This is a genomic window from Comamonas serinivorans (assembly GCF_002158865.1).
Lineage (GTDB): Bacteria > Pseudomonadota > Gammaproteobacteria > Burkholderiales > Burkholderiaceae_C > Comamonas_E > Comamonas_E serinivorans.
In genome coordinates this window covers 531495-555691 of the sequence record NZ_CP021455.1, presented here as the reverse complement: position 1 = coordinate 555691, position 24197 = coordinate 531495, and the positions used below count along the sequence as shown (strand labels likewise).

Sequence of the window (24197 nt, the reverse complement as noted above, 5' to 3'; positions counted from 1 at the left end):
CCGGCGCATCGCGTGGCGCCATGGGCAGCGGCCACCACGCGCGCAAGCGCTTCGGCCAGCACTTCCTGGCCGATGAAGCCATCATCCACGCCATGGTGCGCGAGATCGATCCGCGCCCCGGCCAGGCCATGGTCGAAATCGGCCCCGGCCTCGCCGCGCTGACGCAACCCCTGCTCGACGCCCTGGGCCGCCTGACCGTGGTCGAAATCGACCGCGACCTGGCGGCGCGCCTGCGCCGGCAGGCGGGACTGTACGTGGTGGAAAGCGATGTGCTGCGGGTGGACTTCGCCACCCTGGCCCAGGACGCGCACGCCCACGCCTCGGCCGCAGCGCCTGACAGCAGTATTCAGCCATCACCGACGTCAGACAGTCGGCAATCGGCTGATACCCCATCTCACAAGCTGCGCATCGTCGGCAACCTGCCCTACAACATCTCCACGCCGCTGCTGTTTCACCTGCTGCAGTTCGTCGACGCGGTGCAGGACCAGCACTTCATGCTGCAAAAAGAGGTGATCGACCGCATGGTGGCCCTGCCCGCCACCAGCGACTACGGCCGCCTGTCGGTGGTGCTGCAGTGGCGCTACGCGATGGAGAACATCCTCTTCGTGCCACCCGAGAGCTTCGACCCGCCGCCCAAGGTCGATTCGGCCGTGGTGCGCATGGTGCCGCGCACCACGTTCGAGGCCATCGACCGCCCCCACCTCGAGGCCCTGGTGCAGGTCGCCTTCAGCCAGCGCCGCAAGCTGCTGCGCCACACCCTGGGCGCGTGGCTGGACGCGCGCGGCTTCGCCGGGACCTTCGACGTACAGCGCCGCGCCGAAGAAGTGCCGGTGTCCGAGTACGTGGCGCTGGCCCAGGCCACCCAGAAAGGCCTGGCATGAGAACCGTCTGGATCATCGACGCCGCCTACCTGTTCAACCACGGCAAGTCGCGCCCCTTCGACTACCTGAAGCTGAAGAACCACCTGGAAACGCTGAACGGCGAACCGCTGTACGAGAGCTACTTCCTGAACTCGGCCCAGGACACCTCGAGCGACGACCTGCAGGGCTTTTACAACTGGCTCAAGAGCGCGCCGCCCAAGGGCCCCAAGTTCCGGGTGCAGCTCTACAAGCTCAAGTCCATGCACCTGCGTTGCCCCGACTGCGGCAAGACCTTCGACCGCCAGGTGCAAAAAGGCGTGGACGTGGGCATCGCCACGCTCATCATCAAGCTGGCCGCCCAGGGCGCCTACGACCGGCTCATCCTCTGCGCCGGCGATGGCGACTTCGAGGACGCCATCTCCTACGTCAAGTCCGAGCTACGCAAGGAGATCTGGCTCTGCGGCTCGATGACCAACCTCTCGCCCGATCTGCAGTCCTATGCCGACAAGGTGCTGTGGCTCGAAGACATGAGCCCCATGATCGACCGCTGAGCACCGCCCGCACATTTCAAGGGCGTGAATTGAGGTGCACACCCTAGGGTTTGTACCAATAATGAGCGCCATGATCGCTACACCCACCCCTGCAGCGGCCCGTCCGGCCGCCGCACCGCGCCCACAAGGCGCGGCACAGACTGGCCTGGGTCGATTGTTCGAGCTCGTGGCCATCCGCCCCCTGAGCGAGCGTCACCGCCCGCAGATCCTGGCGCACCTGATGCGCCTGTCCGCCCGCGACCGCTACCTGCGCTTTGGCTACCAGGCCACCGACGAGCAGATGACGCGCTATGTGAACGGCCTGAACTTCGACCGCGACGAGCTGCACGGCATCTTCAACCGCCGGCTCGAACTCGTGGCCGTGTCGCACCTGGCGCTGCCGCTGCCGGGTGAAGCCCAGGCCGTGCTGGGCCTGCCCGGCGAGGCCCATGGCCGCTGCGCCGAATTCGGCGTCTCGGTGCAGACCGAGCTGCGCGGCCAGCGCCTGGGTTCGCGCCTGTATGAGCATGCGGTGCGTTCCGCGCGCGTGCATGGCCTGGATCAGCTGTTCATCCACGCCCTGACCGAGAACGCCGCCATGCTGCGCATTGCGCGCCGCCATGGCGCCAAGGTCGAGCGCATGGGCTCGGAGGCCGAGGCCTACCTGAGCCTGCCGCCGGCCGACATGAACACGCGCGTACAGCACCTGGTCGAGGCCCAGCTGGCCCACCTGGACTACGGCATGAAGGCCAACCACCAGCAATGGCGCGACCTGCTGGCCATCGTGCAGGAAACCCGCGTGGAGCTGCGCGCGAACCGGCACCGCAGCGCAGCCTGAGGACGGGCGCGCCCGGGGGTGGCCAGGTCCTTCATGGGCATGGGCTATCCTTGTGGCTTTCACCAGCCACCGACACCCGTGTCCGACCCACACCCTGCGCGCGCCGAGCGCGATGACAACCGAACCCTGTTGCAACGCCTGATCGAGTTCATCCGACCCGGTCCGGATTCCACCGACGAGCTGATGGCCACCCTGGCCGAAGCCGAAGACAAGGCGGTGATTGGCGCAGAAAGCCGGGTCATGCTAGAAGGGGTGCTCAAGCTGGCCGACATGACGGCTGGCGACGCCATGGTCGCGGCCCCACGCATGGACCTGCTGGACATCGAGGCGCCGCTCAAGGCCTTGATGAACGAGGTCATCCGCACCGCGCACTCGCGCTTCCCGGTGTTCGAAGGGGACCGCGAGAACATCATCGGCGTGCTCATGGCCAAGGACCTGCTCAAGCTCCTGCGCTCGCCCGAGCTGAACCTGCGCGCGCTGCTGCGCCCCGTGGTCTACGTGCCGGAAACCAAGGGCCTGAACGATCTGCTGCGCGAGTTCCGGGTGCGCCGCAACCACCTGGCCATCGTGGTCGATGAGTTCGGCCGCACGGCGGGCCTGATCACCATCGAGGACGTGCTCGAACAGATCGTTGGCGAGATCGAAGACGAATTCGACGAAGACGCCGGCGACCAGGGCGAGGTGTTCGCCCTCACCGACAAGACCTTCCGCGTGGCCGGTGACACCTCCATCGAGCGCGTGAACGAAGCCTTCGGCGTGGACCTGGCCGCGGCGGTGCGCGCGCAGGACGGCGACGAAGACCTGCCCGATTTCGACACCATCGGCGGCCTCGTCTCCCACGCCATGGGCCATGTGCCGCGCCGTGGCGAATTCATCACGCTGGCCAACCTCAACTTCTTCGTGCTGCACACCAAATCCGGCGCCGTGCGCTGGTTCAAGGTGTCGCCAGCCGTGCCGGCCGACACCGCGACGCAGATCGCGGCCGGCCTCTGAGCCCCATGCCCCGTTGGCGGGCGTGCGGCCTGCGGCTCATCGCGGCGCTGGGGCTGGGGGTGGCCCAGGCGGCCTCCATCGCCTGGTGGGGCCATGGTCAGGCCGTCTGGTGGCTGCAGCTGCTCAGCCTGGCGGGCCTGGTGGCGCTGCTGCACCACCACGCCGACACGGTCCTGCGCGAACCGGCTCCTGACACTTGGCCGCAGCAGGCCGCTGCCTCGCGCTGGCGGCGCACCTGGCTCGGCCTGCGCCGCAGCGGCAGCCTGCAGGCTTTTGGCTGGGGCTGGCTGTATGCCACGGCCTGGCTCACCGCCACCGTCTGGTGGCTGTTCATCTCCATGCACGTCTATGGCGGCCTGGCGGCGCCCCTGGCCGCGCTGGCCGTGTTGGCCCTGGCCGCTTTCCTGGCGCTGTATTACGGCGTGGCGGCTGCCGCGTACCACCGCATGCTGCGGGCCCTGCGCGCGCGCGGCCTGCAGGACCGCGTCCGCGCCGCCTGGTGGCTGCCCCTGGCGTTTGCCGCGCTGTGGACCCTGGCGGAATGGGCACGCGGCACCTGGCTCACCGGTTTTCCGTGGGGCGCCACGGGCTACGCCCATGTCGACGGGCCGCTGGTCAGCCTGGCGCCCTGGGTCGGCGTCTATGGCATGGGCTGGGTGGCCGCCTGGTGGGCGGCCCTGCTGGCCGCGGTGCTCGTGCGCCTGGCGTCCGGCACGCGGCCCACCGCGCCTGGCCTGCGTGGCCTCGCCCTCACCACCTCGCAAACCATGGCCCTGGCGGGCAGCCTGGCTGCGTGCGCGGTGCTGGGGCTGGTGCATGGGGGGTTCACGCGGCCCACGGGTGAGCTGTCGGTGCAGCTGCTGCAAGGCAACATCCCACAGGATGAGAAGTTCGAGTTCGGCCCGGGCATCAACCGCTCGCTGGCGTGGTACGGCCAGGCCCTGCAGTCGTCCACCGCCCCGCTGGTGGTGACGGCCGAAACCGCCATCCCGCTGCTGCCCACGCAGCTGCCGACCCGCTACTGGCAGGCGATCCAGGCGCCGTTCACCCAGCCGGGCAGCGCGCGTGCGGCCATCGTGGCCGTGCCGCTGGGCTCGATCGAAGCCGGCTACACCAACAGCGTGCGCACGTTTGCCGCGGGGCCAGCGGGCCAGTACCGCTACGACAAGCACCACCTCGTGCCGTTCGGCGAGTTCATCCCCGCGGGCTTTCACTGGTTCGTGCGGATGATGAACATCCCCCTGGGCGACTTTCAACGCGGGGCGCTGCCGCAGCCGCCACTGGCCTGGCAAGGCGAGCGCATCGCGCCCAACATCTGCTACGAAGACCTGTTTGGCGAGGAGATCGGCGCCGGCTTCGGCGATGCGGCCACGGCGCCCACGGTGCTGCTCAACCTGAGCAACATCGCCTGGTTCGGCGACAGCATCGCCATCGACCAGCACCTGGCCATCAGCCGCCTGCGCGCGCTCGAGTTCGAGCGCCCCATGCTGCGCGCGACCAACACCGGCACCACCGCGCTCATCGATCACACCGGCCGCGTCGTGCGCGCCCTGCCGCGCCTGACGGCCGGCGTGCTCGACGTCACCGTGCAGGGCCGCGACGGCCGCACACCGTACGCCCGCTGGGTCGCCCCCTGGGGACTGTGGCCGCTGGTGCTGGCCTGCCTGGGCTTGCTGGCAGGCGCCCTCTGGCGCCTGCAGCTGTGGGGCCGTCAAGCTGACGTTTGAACAACAAAAGGAGTATGCAGTCTTTTCCGTTCAAAATTGAACGGCAATGACCGCATACTGCACTTCATCAAACCGAAATTGCCTGCCCCATGCAGGCCCAGGGAGCCCCATGAGCGACACCGTGCACCTCAACGACTGGTGGTCCCACGTGCCCGATTGGCTGGGCCGCGCGCTGCAGCCGGGCGATGGCCTGCCGGCCGCCGAGGTCGATGCAGCCGTCGCCCGCCTGGCGGCACAGGGCTTCGCCGTGCCGCCGGCCTTGCGCCAACTGCACCTGCGCCTGGGCCGCTGCGCGCCCCTGATGCAGCACTTCAACCGGTTTCTGGCACCCGCAGACTGGCAGCTGGACCAGGGACGGCTGGTGTTCCTCGACGAAAACCAGGGCGTCTGCGTGTGGCAGGTGGACGCCGACGGGCAGGTCTGGATGGGGGTGGACGACACGGTCCACCCCGAAGCGCTGCGGCTGGACGACTTCCTCGCCGTGCTCATGCCCTACCAACTGGCGCAAGGCGGCTGGCCGTGCTGCGCCGACACCGTGCTGCCCGCGGCCGAGCTGACCGACGAACGCGAGGCCATCGCCCGCGAGCTGGGCTGGCCGCTGTGGGTGCGCCACAACGGCCTCACCCTCAACGGCCAGGGCGCGGCCATGCTGTGGTCGCTGGACCCCGCCCCGGGCGACACCGACGCGCACCTGTTCATCAGCTGCCTGCGTCCAGACGACCTCGAGGCGCTGTGCGAGCGCTTTGGGTTCGCAGAACTGTGAGCGCCGGGCAAGCCGTGAAACCCTGCACCGCTGCCAGCAGCCTGTCGGCGCGCCGCTGACACGTGCCCTCGGCCGGCGATGCAGGGTCCGGATGCGCGAGGCGCGCGGTTGATTTGCAATCCTTTTCATCCACAAACCAACCGTTTGCCCGCCGAATTCGCCCGTTCAGCCCTTCTGTCAGACCGTTCGTCCCGCGTGAAAAAAATCAACCCCTTCATCGTTTGGAGGACGCATGCAGTCACGCCACAAGATTTCACAAGGCCTGGGGCTGCTGGCTTTGCTCGCAGGCGCCTCGCAGGCGCTGGCCGCCACACCGGTCACCTTGAGCTGCACCGTGCCTGACGGCGCCAACACCGTGGTCCTCAGCACCAACACCACCGAGTGGGACGTGGACCCGGGCACCGGCACCTTCGTGACCGCAACCGCCGTCACCAGCCCCAACCCCGGCTGGACCAACCCCAGCTATCCGGCCCAGTGGATCAGCAGCTCAGCCACCGGCGCCAGCAGCGGCGCGGTCAACAAGGTGTTCCGGACCACCTTGCAGCCCGACCCCAACGTGGTGCTGGGTTCCGCCCAGATCGCCCTCGAGTTCAAGGTGGACGACGTGCTGCAGTCCCTGGTGCTCAATGGCACCACGCTGGGTGGCCCCTACGCCGGGGGCTTTTCGAGCGCCAGTTCGGTGCCCGCCGTCGCAGCCACGCTGGTGGCGGGCAGCAACGTCCTCGACCTGAACGTGGCCGACACGGGGGCCGTGGTGTGGGGCCTGAATGCCCGGCTCACCCTCACCTACGACTGCCGCACACCGGTGACGCCCGTGGTGACCCCCGCGCCGGTGCCGGTCGATGCCCCCTGGGCCCTGCTGGGTCTGGGCGGCCTGCTGGCCGCCGCGGCCGCGGCAGCAGCCCGCCGCCGCCGCGCCTGAGGCCGCGCGCGCACATCCCCTGGCTGCCTCGGCAGCCTTTTTTCTGGGGCCAGCCCGATGCCGGGCCGGTGGGCACCGGGATCGCCGCCTTCGCCCAGACCCGCGCCGCTAAAATCGCCGGTTTGCGTCCCTTGCACCGCGGGTGCGTGTGGGCGCCCGGCCTTTCTTTCGGCCCCTCTTGCTGGCGGCCTGTGGCTGCCCGGGGTTGGCCACCTGCCGCAACCGACACCATGCTGACCTTCCAAGACATCATCCTCACGCTCCAGCGCTACTGGGCCGACCAGGGCTGCGCGCTGCTGCAGCCTTACGACATGGAAGTGGGCGCAGGCACCTCGCACACGGCCACCTTCCTGCGCGCGATCGGTCCCGAGCCGTGGCGTGCGGCCTACGTGCAGCCCAGCCGCCGCCCCAAGGACGGCCGCTACGGCGAGAACCCCAACCGCCTGCAGCACTACTACCAGTACCAGGTGGTGCTCAAGCCCGCGCCCAGCAACATCCTGGAGCTGTACCTGGGCTCGCTCGAAGCGCTGGGCTTCGACCTGAAGAAAAACGACATCCGCTTCGTCGAGGACGACTGGGAGAACCCCACGCTGGGCGCCTGGGGCCTGGGCTGGGAGGTCTGGCTCAACGGCATGGAGGTGACGCAGTTCACCTACTTCCAGCAGGTTGGCGGCATCGACTGCAAGCCCGCCACGGGCGAGATCACCTATGGCCTGGAGCGCCTGGCCATGTACCTGCAGGGCGTGGACAACGTCTACAACCTGGTGTGGACCCAGCAGCCCGACGGCAGCCGCCTGACCTATGGCGACGTCTACCACCAGAACGAGGTGGAGCAGTCGACCTACAACTTCGAATACTCGGACGCCGACTTCCTGTTCCAGGCCTTCGCGGCCCACGAACGAGAAGCCAAGCTGCTGATGGACAAGCAGCTTGCACTGCCCGCCTACGAACAGGTGCTGAAGGCTGCCCACACCTTCAACCTGTTGGACGCGCGCGGCGCCATCAGCGTGACCGAGCGCGCAGCCTACATCGGCCGCATCCGCGATCTGGCGCGTGCCGTGGCGCGCAGCTACCTGGGCAGCCGGGCGCGCCTGGGCTTCCCGCTGGCGCCCAAGGCGTGGACCGAACAGGCCATGGCCGATTTCGCCAAGGCCAAGCTGCTCGACGTGCCCACCGAGGCGCAGGCCTGAGGCACCGCTAACTCATACGCAGTATCACGCCATTCCCGTTGACATGACAACGGAAGTAGCCTGATACCTCAGCCTCGCCATGCCCACGGTCTTCACGCACCTTGCCCCGCCCATCGCCGCTGCACTGGCGCTGGGCAGTGCACGCGTGCCGCCCCGCATGCTGCTGGTCGGCATGCTGGCGGCCGTGCTGCCCGACCTCGATGGCCTGGCCTACCTGACCCAGCTGTCCAGCTCGCTCTATGGCTCGTTCTGGGGCCACCGCGGCTTCACGCACACGCTGGGCTTTGCCGTGCTGATGGGGGTGCTGGGGCTGTGGCTGTGTCGGCTGTGGCAGGGCAAGCCCTGGCAAGGCTTCGTCTGGCTCATGGCCTGCACGCTCAGCCACCCCCTGCTGGACATGATGACCAGCGGCGGTGCCGGCATCGCGCTGTTCGCGCCGCTGTCGAATGCGCGCGAGTTCCTGCCCTGGCGGCCCGTGCGCGTGTCGCCCATCTCGGCCTCGCAACTGCTTTCTTCGCGCGGCGCTGCGGTGCTGCTGAGCGAATTTCAATACATCTGGATGCCGCTGCTGCTCATCGGCTTGAGCGGTTTCGCGCTGCGTCACACCAGGATCTCAAAATGACTGCTGCCCCCAATCTGCTGGTTGAACTGTTCGTCGAGGAGCTGCCGCCCAAGGCGCTGCAAAAACTCGGCGACGCCTTCGCCCAGGGCGTGTTCGACGGCCTGGCGGCCCAGGGCCTGACCTGCGCCGGCTCACGCGCCACGCCGTTTGCCTCGCCGCGGCGCCTGGCCGTGCACATCACCGAGGTGCTGGCCCAGGCGCCCGACCGCGCCGTGCGCCAGAAGCTGATGCCCGTGGCCGTGGGCCTGGACGCCAACGGCCAGCCCACGCCGGCGCTGCTCAAGAAGCTGGCCGCGCTGGGGGCCGATACCTCGGCCGTGCCCCAGCTGGTGCGCGAGGGCGAGGGCAAGGCCGAAAGCCTGTTCCACGACGCCACGCTGCAGGGCGCCGTGCTGTCCGACGGGCTGCAGAAAGCGCTGGGCGACGCCCTCGCCAAGCTGCCCATCCCCAAGGTGATGACCTACCAGCTCGAGCAGGGCTGCGAGTTGCCGGGCTGGTCCAGCGTGAACTTCGTGCGCCCCGCGCACGGCCTGGTGGCCCTGCACGGCAGCGCCGTGCTGCAAGGCGTCAGCGCGCTGGGTCTGACGGCCGGCAACACCACGCACGGCCACCGCTTCGAGGCCAGCGCCGACCCCATCGTGCTGACCAGCGCCGACGGCTACGCCGAGCAGCTGCGCACGCAAGGCGCCGTGATCGCCAGCTTTGGCGAGCGTCGCGCCGACATCCGCCAGCAGCTCGATGCGGCGGCCCTCGCCGTGGGCGCGGGCGCGCGCCCGATCGAGGACGACGCGCTGCTGGACGAGGTCACGGCCCTGGTCGAGCGCCCCAAGGTGCTGACCTGCGCGTTCGAAGAAGAGTTTCTGGCCGTGCCGCAGGAATGCCTGATCCTGACCATGAAGGCCAACCAGAAGTACTTCCCGCTGCTGGACGCCGCCGGCACGCTGACCCACCAGTTCCTGGTCGTCAGCAACATCAACCCCCAGGACGCCAGCGCCGTGATCGGCGGCAACGAGCGCGTGGTGCGCCCGCGCCTGGCCGATGCCAAGTTCTTCTTCGACCAGGACCGCAAGAAGTCGCTGGCCAGCCGCGTGCCCCAGCTGGACAAGGTGGTCTACCACAACAAGCTGGGCACGCAGGGCGAGCGCGTGGCGCGGGTGCGCGCGATTGCCGCGGCCATCGGCGCGCAGCTCGGCCTGTCGGCCGACACGCTGCAGCAGGTCGACCAGGCCGCCCAGTTGGCCAAAACCGACCTGGTGACCGACATGGTGGGCGAGTTCCCCGAACTGCAGGGCACCATGGGCCGCTACTACGCCCTGAACGACGGCCTGCCGCAAGCCGTGGCCAACGCCATCGAGGACCACTACAAGCCGCGTTTCGCCGGCGATGCGCTGCCGCGCGGCGAGGTCGGCGTGGTCGTCGCCCTGGCCGACAAGCTGGAAACCCTGGTCGGCATGTTCGGCATCGGCAACCTGCCCACGGGCGACCGCGACCCCTTCGCGCTGCGCCGCCACGCGCTGGGCGTGATCCGCATGCTGGTCGAGAAGCGGTTGCCGCTGGACCTGAGCGCGCTGCTGGCCGGTGCCGTGCCGGCCTTCGGCGCCAAGGTCAACGGTGCCACCGCCGCCCTCACCGACTTCATCTACGACCGCCTGGCCGGCGGCCTGCGCGACGACGGCTTCAGCGCCCAGGAAGTGGACGCCGTGCTGGCGCTGCGCCCCGAGCGTCTGGTGGACGTGGCCCAGCGCCTGCAGGCCGTGCGCGCCTTTGCCCAGCTGCCCGAGGCCCCCGCGCTGGCCGCGGCCAACAAGCGCGTGGGCAACATCCTGAAGAAGGCCGAGGGCGAGGTGAGCGGCACGGTCGCGCCCGCGCTGCTGGCCGAGGCCGCCGAGCACGCCCTGTTCGAGGCGCTGCAAGCCGTGGCGCCCCAGGCCGAAGCCGCGTTCGCGCAGGGCGACTACACGGCCAACCTGCAACAGCTGGCGGCCCTGAAGGCGCCGGTGGACGCCTTCTTCGACGGCGTGATGGTGAACGCCGACGACCCCGCGCTCAAGGCCAACCGCCTCGCGCTGCTGTCGCAGCTGCACCAGGCCATGAACCGCGTGGCCGACCTGTCCCGCCTGGCTTGACGAGGTCATCAGGCAGTATGCAGCCCGTCCCGTTTTCAATCCAACAACAAGCGGGGCATACTGCCTTTGAAATGATTCACGCCACACCCCAGGCCAGGCGACCGGTCGCGCGTCGTCGCCCCGGCCGCAGCGCGACACCCGGGCGCCCCCGCCGCGCGTGCGCCCGCCACGCGGCCCGCCCGGCGTCGGCCCTGGAGTGGCGCGGCTGCTGTGCCGGCGGATGCAGGCCGATAATGGCGCGATGCTGAAACTCGTCATCCTCGACCGCGATGGCACCCTCAACGCCGAGACCGACGCCTTCATCGCCCGGCCCGAGCAATGGCAGGCCCTGCCCGGCGCGCTGGAGGCCGTGGCCCGCCTGAACCAGGCCGGCTACACCGTGGTGATCGCGGCCAACGTGCCCGGCCTGGGACGCGGCCTGATCGACATGGCGGCGCTCAACGAGGTCCACGCCCGCCTGCACAAAGAGCTGGCCGCCGCCGGTGGCCGCATCGATTCGGTGTTCTTCTGCCCTCACGTGCCCGAAGACCAGTGCGATTGCCGCAAGCCCAAGCCCGGCCTGTTCACGCAGATCGGCCTGCGCTACGGCGTGGACCTGGCCCAGGTGCATGCCGTGGGCAACAGCCTGGCCGACGTGCAGGCCGCCCGCGCTGCCGGTTGCCGCGTGCACCTGGTGCTGACCGGGCGTGGCCGACCGGACAGCACCGATCCCCTGCCGGCCGCCTTCGGCGACGACGTGCACGTGCACGCGGACCTGGGCGCCCTGGCGCAGGCCCTGGTCGCACAAGCGCCCAGCGCCCCGCCGCCCACCGGCCAGGCCGCCGTCAGCCCGTCCCTGGGCTGATCGCCCTTCGCCCCTCTTCCTGTTCACGCGCATCCATGGCTTTCATCCGCTCCGTCCTGCACCTGCTGTTCATGGTGGTGACCCTCATTCCCTGGGCCACAGCCGTGCTGATCGCCCGCCTCTTCGTGCGCGGCGACCAGCTGTATGGCGCGTGCCGGCGCTGGCTCAAGCTGTCGGTGGACAGCGGCACCCTGCTGCTGGGCATCCACAACCGCGTCAGCGGCACCGAGCACCTGCCCCAGCCCGGCGACGACACGCCCACGCTGCTGCTGGTCAAGCACCAGTCGACCTGGGAGACCTTCTCCATGGCGGCCGTCATGCCCAGGCCGCTGGCGTTCGTGTTCAAGCGCGAGCTGCTCTACATCCCCTTCTTCGGCTGGGTGATGGGCGCCATGGACATGATCTACATCGACCGCAGCAAAGGCGTGCAGGCCTTCCGCAAGCTGGTGACGGCCGGCAAGCGCCAGCTGCGCATGGGCAAGTGGATCATCATGTTCCCCGAAGGCACCCGCACGCGGCGCGGCGAAGCCGGCGACTACAAAAGCGGCGGTGCGCGCCTGGCCGTGGCCTGCGGCGCCCAGATCATCCCCATCGCCGTGACCAGCGCCAAATGCTGGCCCAAGGGCGCCTTCGTGAAGAAGCCCGGCATCGTCGACATCTCCATCGGCCCGCCCATCGCGGCCGCCGGCCGCAGTGCCGACGACCTCAACAAAGAGGTCGCGCACTGGATCGAATCCGAGATGCGCCGGCTCGACCCCGAGGCCTATGTCGGCCAGCCGCCGCTGCCGCCCTATGTGCGCCTGAGCAAGGCCGAGCTGCGCGCCGCACGTCAAGCCGAACGCGAGGCCCAGGCCGGCGAAGACGCGCCCGCGGCGGCGCAGGAATCGGCCTGAACCCCAGCCCCGCCGAGCTGCGGCCTCGCCCATGCGCCAACTCGACCTGCTGAGCCCCGAGCCCTGGCCAGGCGCCACGGCCGATCCCGCCGCGCTCAGCCCCCTCTCTCATCCCGACACCGTGGCCCCGGGCAACCCGCACACGGCCGCCACACCCGGGGCAGCCCCAGATCGAGCAGGCGATCGGGGGGACGACCTCGGCCCGACAGCGCGCGCGCCACACCCCGCGCCCTCGGGCCCGCCCCGCGCGGCCGGCCTCGCCCTTGGCACCCCCACCCCACGGCCGGCCGGCGACCTCGCGCTGCTGCTCGCCACGCCCGTGGACCCGCCCCTGGCTGCGGACACCGCACCCGCCGCAGCCCCCGCCCTGCACGAACACCGTCATCCGCAAGCCAACCGGCAGGTCACCCTGGCCGGCCTGCCCGTGGCCTACCACTACGCCCACGGCCGCCGCCGCACCATCGGCATGACGGTGAACCCCCAGGGCCTGCAAGTGCGGGCACCGCGCTGGGCGACCCAGGCCCAGGTGCAGCAAGCCCTGCAGGCGCGGGCCGCGTGGATCGTGGACAAGCTGCAGCACCACGCCAGCGCACCGGCCGCGGTCGCCGCGTTCCATCCGGGGCAGACGCTGGCCGTGCTGGGCCGGCGCGTGCAGGTGCAGGGCATGCCGGGCGCATCCCCGGGCACGGCGCGCATGCGCGTTGTCGCACGCCTGCTGGCGGGATCCAGCGCGCCCGCGTTGAACGCCACGGCGTCAGGCACGGCAGCAGGCGAACGCTCTGCTCACGGAGTACCCTCAAGCACCGTTGACACGAACAACGACAACGCCTCCATACTCACCCCATCCAATCTGACACTTCACGTCAGCCTGCCCGCTCAAGCCGACGCCACCCGCTGGCATGCCGCGGTCCTGAGCTGGCTGCAAGGCCTGGCCCGCCGCCACTTCGCCGCGCGCCTGGACCACTTCGCCCCGCTGGTGGGCGTGCGCTGGCAGCGCATGGGCCTGACCAACGCCCGCACGCGCTGGGGCAGCGCCAGCAGCGACGGCAGCATCCGCCTGCACTGGCGGCTGATTCAGCTGCCGCCCGAGCTGGCCGATTACGTCATCGTCCACGAACTGGCCCACCTGCACGAGATGAACCACAGCCCACGCTTCTGGGCCATCGTCGCGCGCGTCATGCCCGACTACGCGCAGCACCGGCGCGCACTCAAGCAGGTGCAGCTGGCGCCGCTGGGCTGAGATCCGATCTGCCGCCTGCACCTGCCAAGCCTCGTGGCGGGAAGCCGATGCACATGACTCGGAGCAACCAGCGCACCGCATCCAACCACGAGCGCGCGGCAATGGAGGATGCGCTGCGCGGCATGTCTCCAGCCGAGCCACACACCTGGCGCGATGTGATGGCGATGTGGTCGGCCAAAGCGCAGGTCCGTTTCGAGGGGTAGCCGAACATGGTGCCGTGAGCGGCACGCTCGGCGTGCAGGCGCCAGCGCGACAGCATTCCGCCAAGGTGGTCATGGGCGGCGCGCCGCATGCGCCTCAGCACAGCCGCGAAGGCGCCCCCTCGCCCTCAACCCGGCCCGCGCTGCACCAGGCGGAATGGCGGCACGCCTTTGAGCAGCTGCTGGCCGTAGCTGGTGCCGGTCAGGCGCTTGTCGTAGCACGTGACCTGGGCGTGATCGGCTTCGGTGCGGATGGCGCGGCCCATCCACTGCGCCAGGCGGATGGCGGTGGCGGGCACGACGAGCTCGATGAAGGGGTCGCGTGCGATGCTGCGCAGCCACTCGGCGCGGGCCTCGCTCACCGGTTCGTCGGGCGGTGCAAACGGCAGCTTGGTGATGAACAGCGACTCGCAGAGCGCGCCGGGCAAGTCCAGGCCCTCGCCGAACGACTGCATGCCGAAGATGATGGAGGGCTGGCCTTTGGCGACGGCGTCGCGGTGCTGCTGGAGCAACTGGCTGCGCGGCAGCTCGGTCTGCACCAGGGTGCGGCTGCGCAGGGTGGGCGGCAGCGCCGCCACGGCCTGGGTGAGCTGCGCGCGCGAGGTGAACAGCACCAGCGCACCGGCCTTGACCTGCTGCAGGTCGCGCATGAGCTGGGTGCACATTTCGGCGTTGAAGCGCTCGGCCTGGCGCGGGTCGGCCTGCGTGGCGGCGGCGATCAGCTCGCCCTGGCGCGCGAAGTCGAACGGGCTCTCGACGGCCAGCGTGGTGACAGCGGCATCCTGCGCCAGCCCGGCATCGCGCAGGAAGAAATCGAATTTGCCCAGGCTGGTCATGGTGGCCGACGTGAGTATGGCCCCGCTCACGTTTTTCCACAAACGGTGGTGTAGTGATACTGACGGCAGAATGGGGCTGGCATGCAGGCTGAGCACGGGCGTGAACGCGCTGGCCGCGGCGCGGCGCCCGGTCTTGCCGGCGTCGGGCGCACGCTCATCGGCCGGCTGGCTCAGCGTGATCCACTTGGCCATGGGCGGCGCCCCTTCTTCGGGCGAGTGCAACAGCGACGAAGCGGTGGCGGCCAACTCTTCGAGGCGCGGCGCAAGCATGCCGATCTGGGCGTAGAGCGTGGACAGGCGCCGCGCCTCGTCGGGCTTGTCCTTGATGTCGGCCTTGAGCGCCTTGGCCACGGCACGCAAGGCGGTGAGGAAGCCGTTGGCGTGGTGCTCGATGCGCTGCACCGGCTCGGCCAGCACCTCGGGCAGCGCGCCCAGCGGCAGGCGCACCCGCGGCGGGCCCCAGCCGCCGGCCTGGCTGGTCAGCTGAGCCCCGAACAGGTCGCTGACCAGGCGTTCAGCGTCGCGCAGGTGGCGCGTCAAGGCCTGGGCGTGCGTGCTGACGTCGGTCACCTCGCCCACGCCCAGCAGGCCGCCCACGCGCTGCGCGCGGCTGGCCAGGGTGTCCACCCAGCCGCTGCGGTTCAGGTCGGCACGGGTGGCGAACTGGTCCAGCGCCGTGGCAGGCAAGTGATGCGCTTCGTCGAAGATCAGCAGGCACTGGCCCAGTTCGGGCAGCAGGCGCGAGCCGATGGACGACAGCAGCAGGTCGTGGTTGGCGACGATGACCTGGGCGTTGACCAGCGCCTTGCGCCGTTCGTAGTAGACGCAGCTGGCGAAGGCCGGGCAGTGGCGGCCGGTGCAGGTCTGCGACACGGCGGCCACGGGCTGCCACACCTCGCCGGCCGGCGGCACCTCCAGGCTGTCGCGGTCGCCATCCCACTGGCCGGCGGCCAGCACATCGGCCATGCGGCTGTAGAAGCGCACGCGGGCCTGGCGTTCGGCGGTGCTCAGGCTGGCCACCGGCGTGCCAAAGGCCGGATCGTCGCCGAACAGGTCATCGGCCGCCTCGGCGTCGGCCTCGGCTTCGGTGGCATCGGCGCCTGCGGCCAGGCGTTCGAGCTTGAACTTGCAGACGTAACGCCCGCGGCCCTTGGCCAGCGCGTAGCGAAAACCGCCCGGCAGGCGCTCGGCCAGGGCGGGCAGGTCTTTGTTGACCAGCTGCTCCTGCAGGGCGACGGTGGCGGTCGAGATGACCACGCGCGTGCCGCGCGCCAACGCCATGGCGATGGCCGTCGCGCTGTAGGCCAGCGATTTGCCCACGCCGGTGCCGGCCTGGATGACGGCGATGGCGCGGCGCTCGGCCACCGGTTCGCCCTGGTTCAGGCTGTCGGCGGGGTCGCTGGGCAGCGTGGCCAGGCTCAGGGTGTGGGCGATGTGCTCGGCCATCTGGCGCTGGCCGGCACGGGGCATGAAGCCCGACGAGGCTTGCACCACCTCGTCGAAGGCGCTCAAGGCCAGGGCCTGCCAGCCCTGGGCACGGACGCTTTGGGAAGGCGCGGGGGCCGCGCGGGGCGGCTCGGGGGGCATGCCCGGAGTGGGCGACAAACTCATGACCGGGAGTGTGACACGGCGGCCGGCGCCCCACCGGGCTGCGGGTCTCGGTCCACGCGGTTCACCGCGCCGAGGCCGCCTGTCCAGAGTGGGCGCACACGCGTTTCGGGGCGTTGGTCATGCCGAACGAGGTGCGACCATCGTGCAGGGTCACGCCCCCGGTGATGATGGCGGAGATCGACCCGGGGGCAGCTGCGCAGTGCCGCCTGCCATGCGCCAGACGCGTGCGGCGCTTGAAATTGCGGCCCGGCGTCGACATCTACCCCGGATCAAGGAGGCCACGCGCCTCGCTTCCTGGAGAGTCCATGTCCGAATCCCTGCACCTGGTGTGCCCGCACTGCGATGCGATCAACCGCATCCAGCACGCCGACCTGAGCAAATCGCCCACGTGCGGCAAATGCCATCAGGCCCTGTTCGAGGCCCAACCGCTGGCCGTGACCGAGGCGCGTTTCGACCGCCACCTGGCGAAAAGCGACCTGCCCTTGCTGGTCGACTTCTGGGCCCCCTGGTGCGGCCCCTGCCGCATGATGGCCCCGGCCTACGCGCAGGCCGCCGCCCAGCTCGAGCCCCACGTGCGGCTGCTGAAGGTGGACACCCAGGCCGAGCCGGGCCTGGGCAGCCGCTACGGCATCCGCAGCATCCCCACCCTGGCCCTGTTCAAGGGCGGGCAGGAGGTCACGCGCCAGGCCGGCGCCATGGGGCTGGTGGACATCGTGCGCTGGACCCAGGCAGCACTCACGCGATGACAACCGCGCCTGATCCCGTTCGACCAGGCGTGAGCACGGCGTTCTTCGTTGGCTCGACTTGGGGCGGGACTCGGTCGGCCTCAGCACAGGCTCGGCCTCGCCGATGCGCTGGACGGCCGGACAGCGGCATCAGCCGAGCGGCATCGCACACCGCAGCACCGCGCGCGGCTGCGCCACGCAGCAACCCGGCGCCGCACCGCGCTGAGGCCATCGACGGGAACCAACGCCGGTGGCCCCCACTCCCAGCCAGTCGCTGTTCGCACAGCGGCCTTCTCCCTTGTTTGACAGGAAAGACCCCCATGAGCCTGAGCACCAGCGACACCCAGAACATCCTGCGCATCGCCCTCCTCGCCGCGTTCGTCGATGGCGACAAGCATGCGCGCGAGCGCGACGCCATCCGCGACATCGCGCAAGGCCTGGGGGCCTCGACCGGCGTGAACCTGCCCCTGCTGTACCAGGACGTGATGCTGGGCCGCGTGGACCTGGCCCAGGCCAGCCGCGAGCTGAGCAGCGCCGAGGCCCGACAGCTGGCGTATGAAATGGCCGTCTGCGTGTGCGATGCCGACGGCAGCTCCAGCGCTGCGGAACACGCGTTCCTGCAGCAGCTGGCCCAGCAGCTGGGCTTGGGCAGCGCCGCCGCCCAGGCGTTTGAAGACCAGGCCACTGGCCTGTCCGCCGCGGCCACGCCCGCCGTGCCAGCCGCCACGGCAGCCGTGCCCCTCGTTGCGGCGGCAGCCGCCAGCACCGCAGCCCCTGCAACCCCGCAGGCGTCGGTGGACCGGGCCGCGCTCGAGCGCCAGATCCGCAACGCCGCCATCACCAATGGCGCGCTGGAATTGCTGCCCGAGACCCTCTCCACCATGGCCATCATCCCGCTGCAGATGCGGCTGGTCTATGCCATCGGCAAGGCGCACGGCTACGAGCTGGACAGCTCGCACATCAAGGACTTCCTCGCCACCCTGGGCGTGGGCCTGACCTCGCAATACCTCGAGCAGGCGGGCCGCAAGCTGCTGGGCGGCCTGCTGCGCAAAGTGGGCGGCGGGGCCATCGGCGGCGTGTTGGGGGGCGTGGGCAAGCAGGCCATCAGCTCGGGCATGAGCTTCGCGACCACTTACGCGCTGGGCCATGTGGCGCTGCAGTACTACGCAGGCGGCCGGCAGCTGTCCACCCAGATGCTCAAGGACGCCTACCAGAACGTCCTGGGCCAAGGCCAGCAGTTGCAAACGCAATACCTGCCCGACATGCGCGAGAAGGCCAAGACGATCAACCTGAACGAGGTCATGGCGCTGGTGCGGGGACAGAAAGCCGCTTGAGCGCAAGCGGCGCGCTGGCGTGGAGCCCAGCGGTCGGTGAGGCAGCTCAAATGCGGCCGGCCTATCCACCCACAGTGCTGAACAGCCGCCAAGCGCCACCCTTGTGGCCCAGATGCGTGACCCATGCCCCGTCGCGCCCTGTGCCGCTGACACGTTCAGCCACATCGCCCGGGGCAGGCGGTCATACTGGACCCTTCCGGCTTGCCGTTCAGACGCTCGGCTGCGTCATCCCCACGACAAAGGCAGTATGACCCTGTTGCCGTTCAATGTTGAACGGCAACAGGGTCATACTGCTTACATCCAAACACTCATGGGCACTGAGGCCCATGCCGATGATCAGACCGAGAACGACGACCCGCAACCGCAGGTGGTGGAGGCGTTCGGGTTCTTGATGACGAACTGCGCGCCTTGCAGGTCTTCCTTGTAGTCGATCTCTGCGCCCACGAGGTACTGGTAGCTCATGGGATCGATGAGCAGCGACACGCCGTTCTTGCTCATCACGGTGTCATCGTCGTTGGTGATCTCGTCGAACGTGAAACCGTACTGAAAGCCCGAGCAGCCGCCGCCTTGCACGAAGACGCGCAGCTTCAGATCGGGGTTGCCTTCTTCCGCGATCAGGTCAGCCACCTTGGTGGCGGCGCTGTCGGTGAAGACGATGGGTTCGGGCATGGCGGGCACTTCGCTCACGGCCACTTCTGCCACTTCACTCATGAAATTCTCCAAATCAAACGTGGGCTGGGGTCGATGGTACGGCGCCGCCCTCGGCTTCAGGGTCGGCCTCGCCCTTAACCGCGCGGGCGGTTGGGCCTTTGGCCTCGTCGTCCGCCTGGGCCGGCGCCGCATCGGCGGCCGCGCCCTCATCGCTGGCGCCGGCCGTGGTTGACGGCAGCGCTTGCGCATCGGACACCCCCAAGATGGGGATCAAACTGCCCCGCACCAAGGCCTGCGGGTGCAAATCCAGGTGCAAATAATGCAACTCGCCATCGATCTGCGCGCCGGCCAGCACCTGCAGCTGCTGGGTCGCGACGATGGGCCCCTGCACCTGGCCCTGCACGATGACGTGTGCGGCCTCGATGGCGCCGATCACCGTCGCGCCGTCGGCCACGACCACGGTGGCGCCCTGGCTGTCCAGGGCGCGCACGTTGCCATACAGCTCGCCCTCGATGCGCAGACCCTGGGCCACGTTCAGCTCGCCCCGCAGTTGCGAGCCTTTGGGCAGCAAACCTCGGGGCGCTTGCGATGGGGTGGGCAAGGTCATGGCAGACATGGCAACTCCAAGAAAGGGCTGAGCAGATGAAACAAAGCCGCCCCGGCAGTGCCGGTGCGGCCTGTGTGGCGCATGCCCGAAATGTTGGCCCGATGGCAAACAGGATCGGGAATGGCGGCAGTTTAACGCTTGGAGAACTGCTTGGCGCGGCGTGCGGAATGCAGGCCGACCTTCTTACGTTCCACTTCGCGAGCGTCGCGCGTCACGAAGCCGGCTTGGCTCAGTGCGGGCTTCAGGTTCGCGTCGTAGTCGATCAGCGCGCGGGTGATGCCGTGGCGGGTTGCGCCAGCCTGACCCGATTCGCCACCGCCGTGCACGTTGACCTGGATGTCGAAGGTTTCGACGTTCTCGGTCAGCACCAGGGGTTGCTTGGCGATCATGATGGAGGTTTGACGACCGAAGTACTCTTCGATGGCCTTGCCATTCACCGTGATCTTGCCGCTGCCCTTCTTCAGGAAGACGCGTGCAACGCTGGATTTGCGACGGCCCGTGCCGTTGTTCCAATCACCAATCATGTGCGGCTCCTTCAGATGTCCAGCGTCTTGGGCTGCTGGGCGGTGTGCGGATGCTCAGCGCCGCCGTAGACCTTCAGCTTCTTGATCATGGCGTAGCCCAGAGGACCCTTGGGCAGCATGCCCTTGACGGCCTTCTCGAGTGCGCGGCCAGGATGCTTGGCTTGCAGATCGCGGAAGTTGGTGGCAGTGATGCCACCCGGGAAACCCGAGTGACGGTAGTAGATCTTGTCGAGCGACTTCGTGCCCGTGACCTTCAGCTTGGAAGCGTTGATGATCACGATGAAATCGCCGGTGTCGACGTGAGGCGTGTAAATGGCCTTGTGCTTGCCGCGCAGACGGAGGGCAACTTCGCTGGCTACCCGTCCGAGGACCTTGTCGGTCGCGTCAATCACAAACCACTCGTGCACGACCTCAGCGGGCTTTGCGCTGAATGTAGACATGAGTTTTCCTAACAAAGGAGGGTTTGAGGCTGCCCTTTTCCACGGTCGGCGCGCTTCATACATTGAGCGCGCTCTTAGGTGGGGTATCTCGTCCGGTGCCGCACGCGTCGGCCAAGGCCAACGAACACACCACAAGACTTGCTTTTGCCGCGGGGCAAATTCGCTGCAAAGCCCGCCATTATAGTGCCGTCACGGCGATGCAGCAATCGCCGTCCCGTGGCGCGCGGCGCCACCTGCTTGGCCACGGGGAATCCCCATGTGCGACGCACAACCCCCAACCTGGATCCACGACGAATTGCTGGGCCTGCATGGCCGCCCGATCAGCGATGCAGCGGTGCTGGACGTCTTGGCGCGCCGCGGCTTCAAGGTTCCCCAAACTTGGCAACCATCAGCCCACGGCGCGGGTCAGGAATGGCTGATTCACAAAGAGGCTGGCGTCCACCCAACCCATACTCCCCTGTTTCCGCCGCGTCACCCATGGCCTGTCTGGCAGGGCGGGCGACCGCAGCGCGTACCCACATCGCCGACAATGACCCACGGTGCGGCATGTCGCCCACCGCATTCGCTTGACCTTTGCCGCATCCCATGTCTGACCTCCAAGCCCAGTTTGAACACACCGTGGCCACGGCCAAGGACCTGAGCCAGCGCCCCGACAACCCCACGCTGCTGAAAATCTACGCGCTGTACAAGCAGGCGACCGAAGGCGACAACGACGCGCCCAAGCCCAGCTTCACCGACCTGGTGGGCCGCGCCAAGTGGGACGCCTGGACCAAGCTCGAAGGCACCACCGCCGACGAGGCCATGCAGGCCTACATCGACCTCATCGAGTCCTTGCGCTGAGCATACATGCAGTATGCAGACATCGCCGTTGATTCCGAAACGACGATGACGCCATACTCCCAACATCAAAACACAGACGACCCAAAGACCCGGCAGGCCGCCAAGGCCGGCTGCCGGACCGCCGCCGGCGCGGCGCCCTCGGCCAACCGGGACAAGGCGGCATCGCGCGCCGGGCGCGGCTGCCGGGCCAGCTCGGCCACGGCGGCGTGGAAGCGCGGCCAGTCGCAGCCCTGGCCCTCGAACAAGGCCTCGAACGCGGGCACCCAGCCCTGGTACACGCTCTGCAGCCCAAAGCTGGCGTTGTTGGCCTTGGCCACCCAGCGGTCGTGGCGCGCATCGGGTTCGCCACGCGCCGCCCAATCGGTCTGAAGCGCCCGGTACTGCGCGGCAAAGTCCTGCATGAGCTGCGTCTTGCGCGCCAACAGCGCGGCCCGGTCCAGCGGACCGTTCTCGCCCTCACCCGGCGCTTGGTTCAAATCGCCGGCTGTCAGCGGCGGCGCGGGCCGATCCGCACCGGCAAGGCCGGACTCGTTCGTCCGGTTCGCCCCCAGCGCGGATGCCTGGGACGCTGTCGCCTGGCGTCTGGAGGCATCCGGTTCCGGGCCGGCCCCTCGCTCAGCGGCTGACGCTGCGGCAGCGTGGGGCGCGCCACCGCCCCGCGCATACAGCGCCGCCAGCGCCTCGCGCGTGCGCTGCTGCAGGGCGCGGAACTCGCGCCGGTGGCGCTGACCGCGCGCATGGGCCTCGCGCACCTCGGCCGGCCGCGTTGCCAGCCACTGGCGCACGCCCAGGCGTTCCACGGCCGTGGCGTAGGACTCGTTGAAGGCCGAATCGTGGTCGACGTACACCTGTTGATGGGCCAGCTCATGGAACAGCAGGCCGGCCAGGTCGCCCTCGCCATAGACGATGAAGGTGGACAGCAGCGGGTCGCCGCCCAGCCAGTTGAGCCAGCCCAGGGTGGAGTAGGCGGGCACCGGGTAGACGTCGACCTCCCAGCCCTGTTGCGCCAGCTGCCGGCCCAGGGCCTGCGCCTCGGCCTCGTCGAAGTAGCCGCGGTAGGACACGCAACCCACCACCATGAAGCACCACGACTTGAGCGTGAGCGAATCGGGTGGCGCGGCCGCCACGTTCCACACCACGGCGCGCCGCCGCAGGTCGGCATAACGGCGGTAGCTGGCGTTGTCGGGCAGGTGCAGCGCCTGGCTGGCGAAGCCGCGCAGCTGCTGCGCCAGCTGCAGCCTGGCCTGCAGGTCCGGCGGCGTGCGCTCGTCCTGCAGCCAGTCGTTCACGGGACGCGCCGCGTTCATCAGCGTGAGGTGGCCGTTGACCGACTGCGCGTAATACCCGAGGGACTGACACCCTGTCGCCGCCAGCGCGGCCAGCACCAGCGCACCCAGCAGGACACGGCGGAAGCGGGCGAGTGGTCGGCGAAGGTGACGCATGGTGTGGGGGATGATGGTCTGGCCGGCGCGCGGCCCAGGCCACATGGTGCCAGCAGCCCGACACCCTCGTGCCGAATCGGCACGCGCCGGGGGCGGTGGATCGGGCCAAAGCCTGCTGCCGCATCCCGCCCGCGATTCGTGGCTAGACTGCCTCCCAGGAGATTTCTGCCATGGTCACATCCCTTGCCCCCCACCCCACCGTGCAGGCCTTACAGGCCAAATCGGCCGACCTGACCGCCGTGCGCCGCGACATCCACGCCCACCCCGAGCTGCGCTATGAAGAAGTCCGCACCGCGGACCTGGTGGCCCAGCGGCTGACCGACTGGGGCATTCCCGTGGTGCGCGGCCTGGGCAAGACCGGCGTGGTCGGCATCCTGCGACGCGGCAGCAGCACGCGCGCCGTGGGCATCCGCGCCGACATGGATGCCTTGCCCGTGCAGGAGGTCAACACCTTTGCCCACGCCAGCCAGAACCCTGGCCGCATGCACGCCTGCGGACACGACGGGCACACCGCCATGCTGCTGGGCGCGGCCGAACACCTGGCCAAACACGGCGACTTCGACGGCACGGTCTACCTGATCTTCCAGCCCGCCGAGGAAGGCGGCGCCGGCGCCCAGGCCATGATCGACGACGGCCTGTTTGAGCAGTTCCCCATGGAGGCCGTTTTCGGCATGCACAACTGGCCCGGGTACCCCCAAGGCACCATGGCGGTCAGTGCGGGGCCGGTGATGGCCTCAAGCAACGAGTTCGAGATCATCCTGCGCGGCAAGGGCGGGCACGCGGCCTTGCCGCACACCACCCTCGACCCCATGCCCGTGGCCTGCCAGCTGGTGCTGGCGCTGCAGACCATCGTCAGCCGCAACGTCAAGCCCATCGACCCGGCCGTGCTCTCGGTCACCATGATCCACGGCGGCACGGCCACCAACGTGGTGCCGGGCCAGGTGACGATCGAGGGCACGGTGCGCACCTTCACGCTGGACGTGCTCGATCAGATGGAGCAGCGCATGCGCGAGCTGGTGCAGCAGCTGCCACTGGCCTTCGGCTGCGAGGGCGAGCTGACGTTCAAGCGCAACTACCCGCCCACGGTGAACAGCGCGGCCGAGGCCGAATTCGCCCAGGGCGTGATGCGCGACCTGATCGGCGACGCGCAGACGCTGGCGCAGGAGCCCGTCATGGGCGCCGAAGACTTCGCCTTCATGCTGCTGGCCAAACCCGGCGCCTACCTCTTCATCGGCAACGGCGACGGCACGCACCGCGCCCACGGCCATGGCGCCGGGCCCTGCGAGCTGCACAACGCCAGCTACGACTTCAACGACGCGCTGCTGCCGCTGGGCGCTGCCTACTGGGTCGAGCTGGCCCAGCGCTGGCTCGTCCAAGACCGCTGACACGCCGCGGGCTCAGGGCCGACCCGGCACGGCGGCTGGCTGGTCGAGGCCCCG

23 protein-coding genes are annotated in these 24197 nt (G+C 69.3%); 17 read left to right on the top strand and 6 right to left on the bottom strand.

Annotated features, from left to right (window positions below; all coding sequences use genetic code 11):
* Positions 1-20: 20 nt before the first annotated feature.
* From rsmA to CCO03_RS20030, 13 genes are all read left to right on the top strand, one after another.
* Entirely contained in the window at positions 21-881 is an 861-nt protein-coding gene (rsmA, locus tag CCO03_RS02345) for a 16S rRNA (adenine(1518)-N(6)/adenine(1519)-N(6))-dimethyltransferase RsmA (RefSeq protein ID WP_087276747.1), read from the top strand.
* Positions 878-1411: an NYN domain-containing protein gene (locus tag CCO03_RS02340; protein WP_087276744.1), complete on the top strand. Its 534-nt coding sequence runs from the start codon at positions 878-880 to the stop codon at positions 1409-1411. The genes rsmA and CCO03_RS02340 overlap by 4 nt, the downstream gene beginning before the upstream one ends.
* Positions 1412-1481: 70 nt before the next feature.
* A complete protein-coding gene (locus CCO03_RS02335) occupies positions 1482-2228 on the top strand; it encodes a GNAT family N-acetyltransferase (RefSeq protein WP_157667451.1) in 747 nt (248 codons plus the stop codon).
* Positions 2229-2306: 78 nt separating this feature from the next.
* The gene (locus CCO03_RS02330; protein ID WP_087276741.1) at positions 2307-3221 is read left to right on the top strand and encodes an HlyC/CorC family transporter; all 915 of its coding nucleotides are present in this window, start codon (positions 2307-2309) and stop codon (positions 3219-3221) included.
* 5 nt (positions 3222-3226) lie between these two features.
* On the top strand, positions 3227-4948 hold the full coding sequence (gene lnt, locus CCO03_RS02325) for an apolipoprotein N-acyltransferase (protein WP_087276738.1): 1722 nt from the start codon (positions 3227-3229) through the stop codon (positions 4946-4948).
* A 109-nt stretch (positions 4949-5057) separates the two neighbouring features.
* Positions 5058-5711, top strand: a complete 654-nt coding sequence (locus tag CCO03_RS02320; protein WP_087276735.1) for a hypothetical protein — start codon at positions 5058-5060, stop codon at positions 5709-5711.
* A 232-nt stretch (positions 5712-5943) separates the two neighbouring features.
* On the top strand, positions 5944-6633 hold the full coding sequence (locus CCO03_RS02315; RefSeq protein ID WP_087276732.1) for a hypothetical protein: 690 nt from the start codon (positions 5944-5946) through the stop codon (positions 6631-6633).
* Between the two features lie 230 nt (positions 6634-6863).
* Positions 6864-7823, top strand: coding sequence for a glycine--tRNA ligase subunit alpha (gene glyQ, locus CCO03_RS02310; protein ID WP_087276730.1), 960 nt, complete (start codon positions 6864-6866; stop codon positions 7821-7823).
* A gap of 79 nt (positions 7824-7902) precedes the next feature.
* Positions 7903-8445 carry a metal-dependent hydrolase gene (locus CCO03_RS02305; protein ID WP_087276727.1) on the top strand — a complete coding sequence of 181 codons (543 nt, stop codon included), beginning with the start codon at positions 7903-7905 and terminating at the stop codon, positions 8443-8445.
* A complete protein-coding gene (glyS, locus tag CCO03_RS02300) occupies positions 8442-10571 on the top strand; it encodes a glycine--tRNA ligase subunit beta (protein ID WP_087276724.1) in 2130 nt (709 codons plus the stop codon). The genes CCO03_RS02305 and glyS overlap by 4 nt, the downstream gene beginning before the upstream one ends.
* A gap of 241 nt (positions 10572-10812) precedes the next feature.
* Positions 10813-11415: a D-glycero-beta-D-manno-heptose 1,7-bisphosphate 7-phosphatase gene (gmhB, locus tag CCO03_RS02295; RefSeq protein WP_087284000.1), complete on the top strand. Its 603-nt coding sequence runs from the start codon at positions 10813-10815 to the stop codon at positions 11413-11415.
* Positions 11416-11450: 35 nt separating this feature from the next.
* Positions 11451-12308, top strand: coding sequence for a lysophospholipid acyltransferase family protein (locus CCO03_RS02290; protein ID WP_087276721.1), 858 nt, complete (start codon positions 11451-11453; stop codon positions 12306-12308).
* A 31-nt stretch (positions 12309-12339) separates the two neighbouring features.
* Positions 12340-13548 (top strand): M48 family metallopeptidase, encoded by a 1209-nt coding sequence (locus tag CCO03_RS20030; protein ID WP_169717443.1) that lies wholly within the window; start codon positions 12340-12342, stop codon positions 13546-13548.
* A 328-nt stretch (positions 13549-13876) separates the two neighbouring features.
* Here CCO03_RS20030 and dinG read toward each other — a convergent pair whose 3' ends face one another.
* Complete coding sequence (gene dinG, locus CCO03_RS02280; RefSeq protein ID WP_087276718.1) at positions 13877-16171, bottom strand: ATP-dependent DNA helicase DinG; 2295 nt, start codon at positions 16169-16171, stop codon at positions 13877-13879.
* Between the two features lie 329 nt (positions 16172-16500).
* On the opposite strand from dinG, the gene trxC reads away from it, so the two are divergent.
* Together trxC and CCO03_RS02265 are read left to right on the top strand one after the other, a co-directional pair.
* Positions 16501-16941, top strand: coding sequence for a thioredoxin TrxC (gene trxC, locus CCO03_RS02270; RefSeq protein WP_087276712.1), 441 nt, complete (start codon positions 16501-16503; stop codon positions 16939-16941).
* Positions 16942-17246: 305 nt separating this feature from the next.
* Positions 17247-18254: a YcjF family protein gene (locus tag CCO03_RS02265; RefSeq protein ID WP_087283993.1), complete on the top strand. Its 1008-nt coding sequence runs from the start codon at positions 17247-17249 to the stop codon at positions 18252-18254.
* 336 nt (positions 18255-18590) lie between these two features.
* Here the strand turns inward: CCO03_RS02265 and erpA are convergent, their stop codons facing one another.
* The 4 genes from erpA to rplM all read right to left on the bottom strand — a co-directional run bounded on the left by erpA (position 18591) and on the right by rplM (position 20476).
* On the bottom strand, positions 18591-18965 hold the full coding sequence (gene erpA / locus CCO03_RS02260; protein WP_087283990.1) for an iron-sulfur cluster insertion protein ErpA: 375 nt from the start codon (positions 18963-18965) through the stop codon (positions 18591-18593).
* 13 nt (positions 18966-18978) lie between these two features.
* Positions 18979-19521: a bactofilin family protein gene (locus CCO03_RS02255; protein ID WP_087276709.1), complete on the bottom strand. Its 543-nt coding sequence runs from the start codon at positions 19519-19521 to the stop codon at positions 18979-18981.
* A 122-nt stretch (positions 19522-19643) separates the two neighbouring features.
* The gene (gene rpsI, locus CCO03_RS02250) at positions 19644-20036 is read right to left on the bottom strand and encodes a 30S ribosomal protein S9 (RefSeq protein WP_087276706.1); all 393 of its coding nucleotides are present in this window, start codon (positions 20034-20036) and stop codon (positions 19644-19646) included.
* Between the two features lie 11 nt (positions 20037-20047).
* Positions 20048-20476, bottom strand: a complete 429-nt coding sequence (rplM, locus tag CCO03_RS02245) for a 50S ribosomal protein L13 (protein ID WP_087276703.1) — start codon at positions 20474-20476, stop codon at positions 20048-20050.
* A 585-nt stretch (positions 20477-21061) separates the two neighbouring features.
* On the opposite strand from rplM, the gene CCO03_RS02240 reads away from it, so the two are divergent.
* Complete coding sequence (locus tag CCO03_RS02240; RefSeq protein WP_087276699.1) at positions 21062-21316, top strand: acyl-CoA-binding protein; 255 nt, start codon at positions 21062-21064, stop codon at positions 21314-21316.
* Between the two features lie 65 nt (positions 21317-21381).
* On the opposite strand, the gene CCO03_RS02235 is transcribed toward CCO03_RS02240, so the two are convergent.
* A complete protein-coding gene (locus CCO03_RS02235) occupies positions 21382-22758 on the bottom strand; it encodes an aminopeptidase (RefSeq protein WP_157667450.1) in 1377 nt (458 codons plus the stop codon).
* A 170-nt stretch (positions 22759-22928) separates the two neighbouring features.
* Between CCO03_RS02235 and CCO03_RS02230 the strand changes: the two genes are divergently transcribed.
* Positions 22929-24143: a M20 aminoacylase family protein gene (locus CCO03_RS02230; protein WP_087276694.1), complete on the top strand. Its 1215-nt coding sequence runs from the start codon at positions 22929-22931 to the stop codon at positions 24141-24143.
* The last annotated feature ends 54 nt before the right edge of the window (positions 24144-24197 follow it).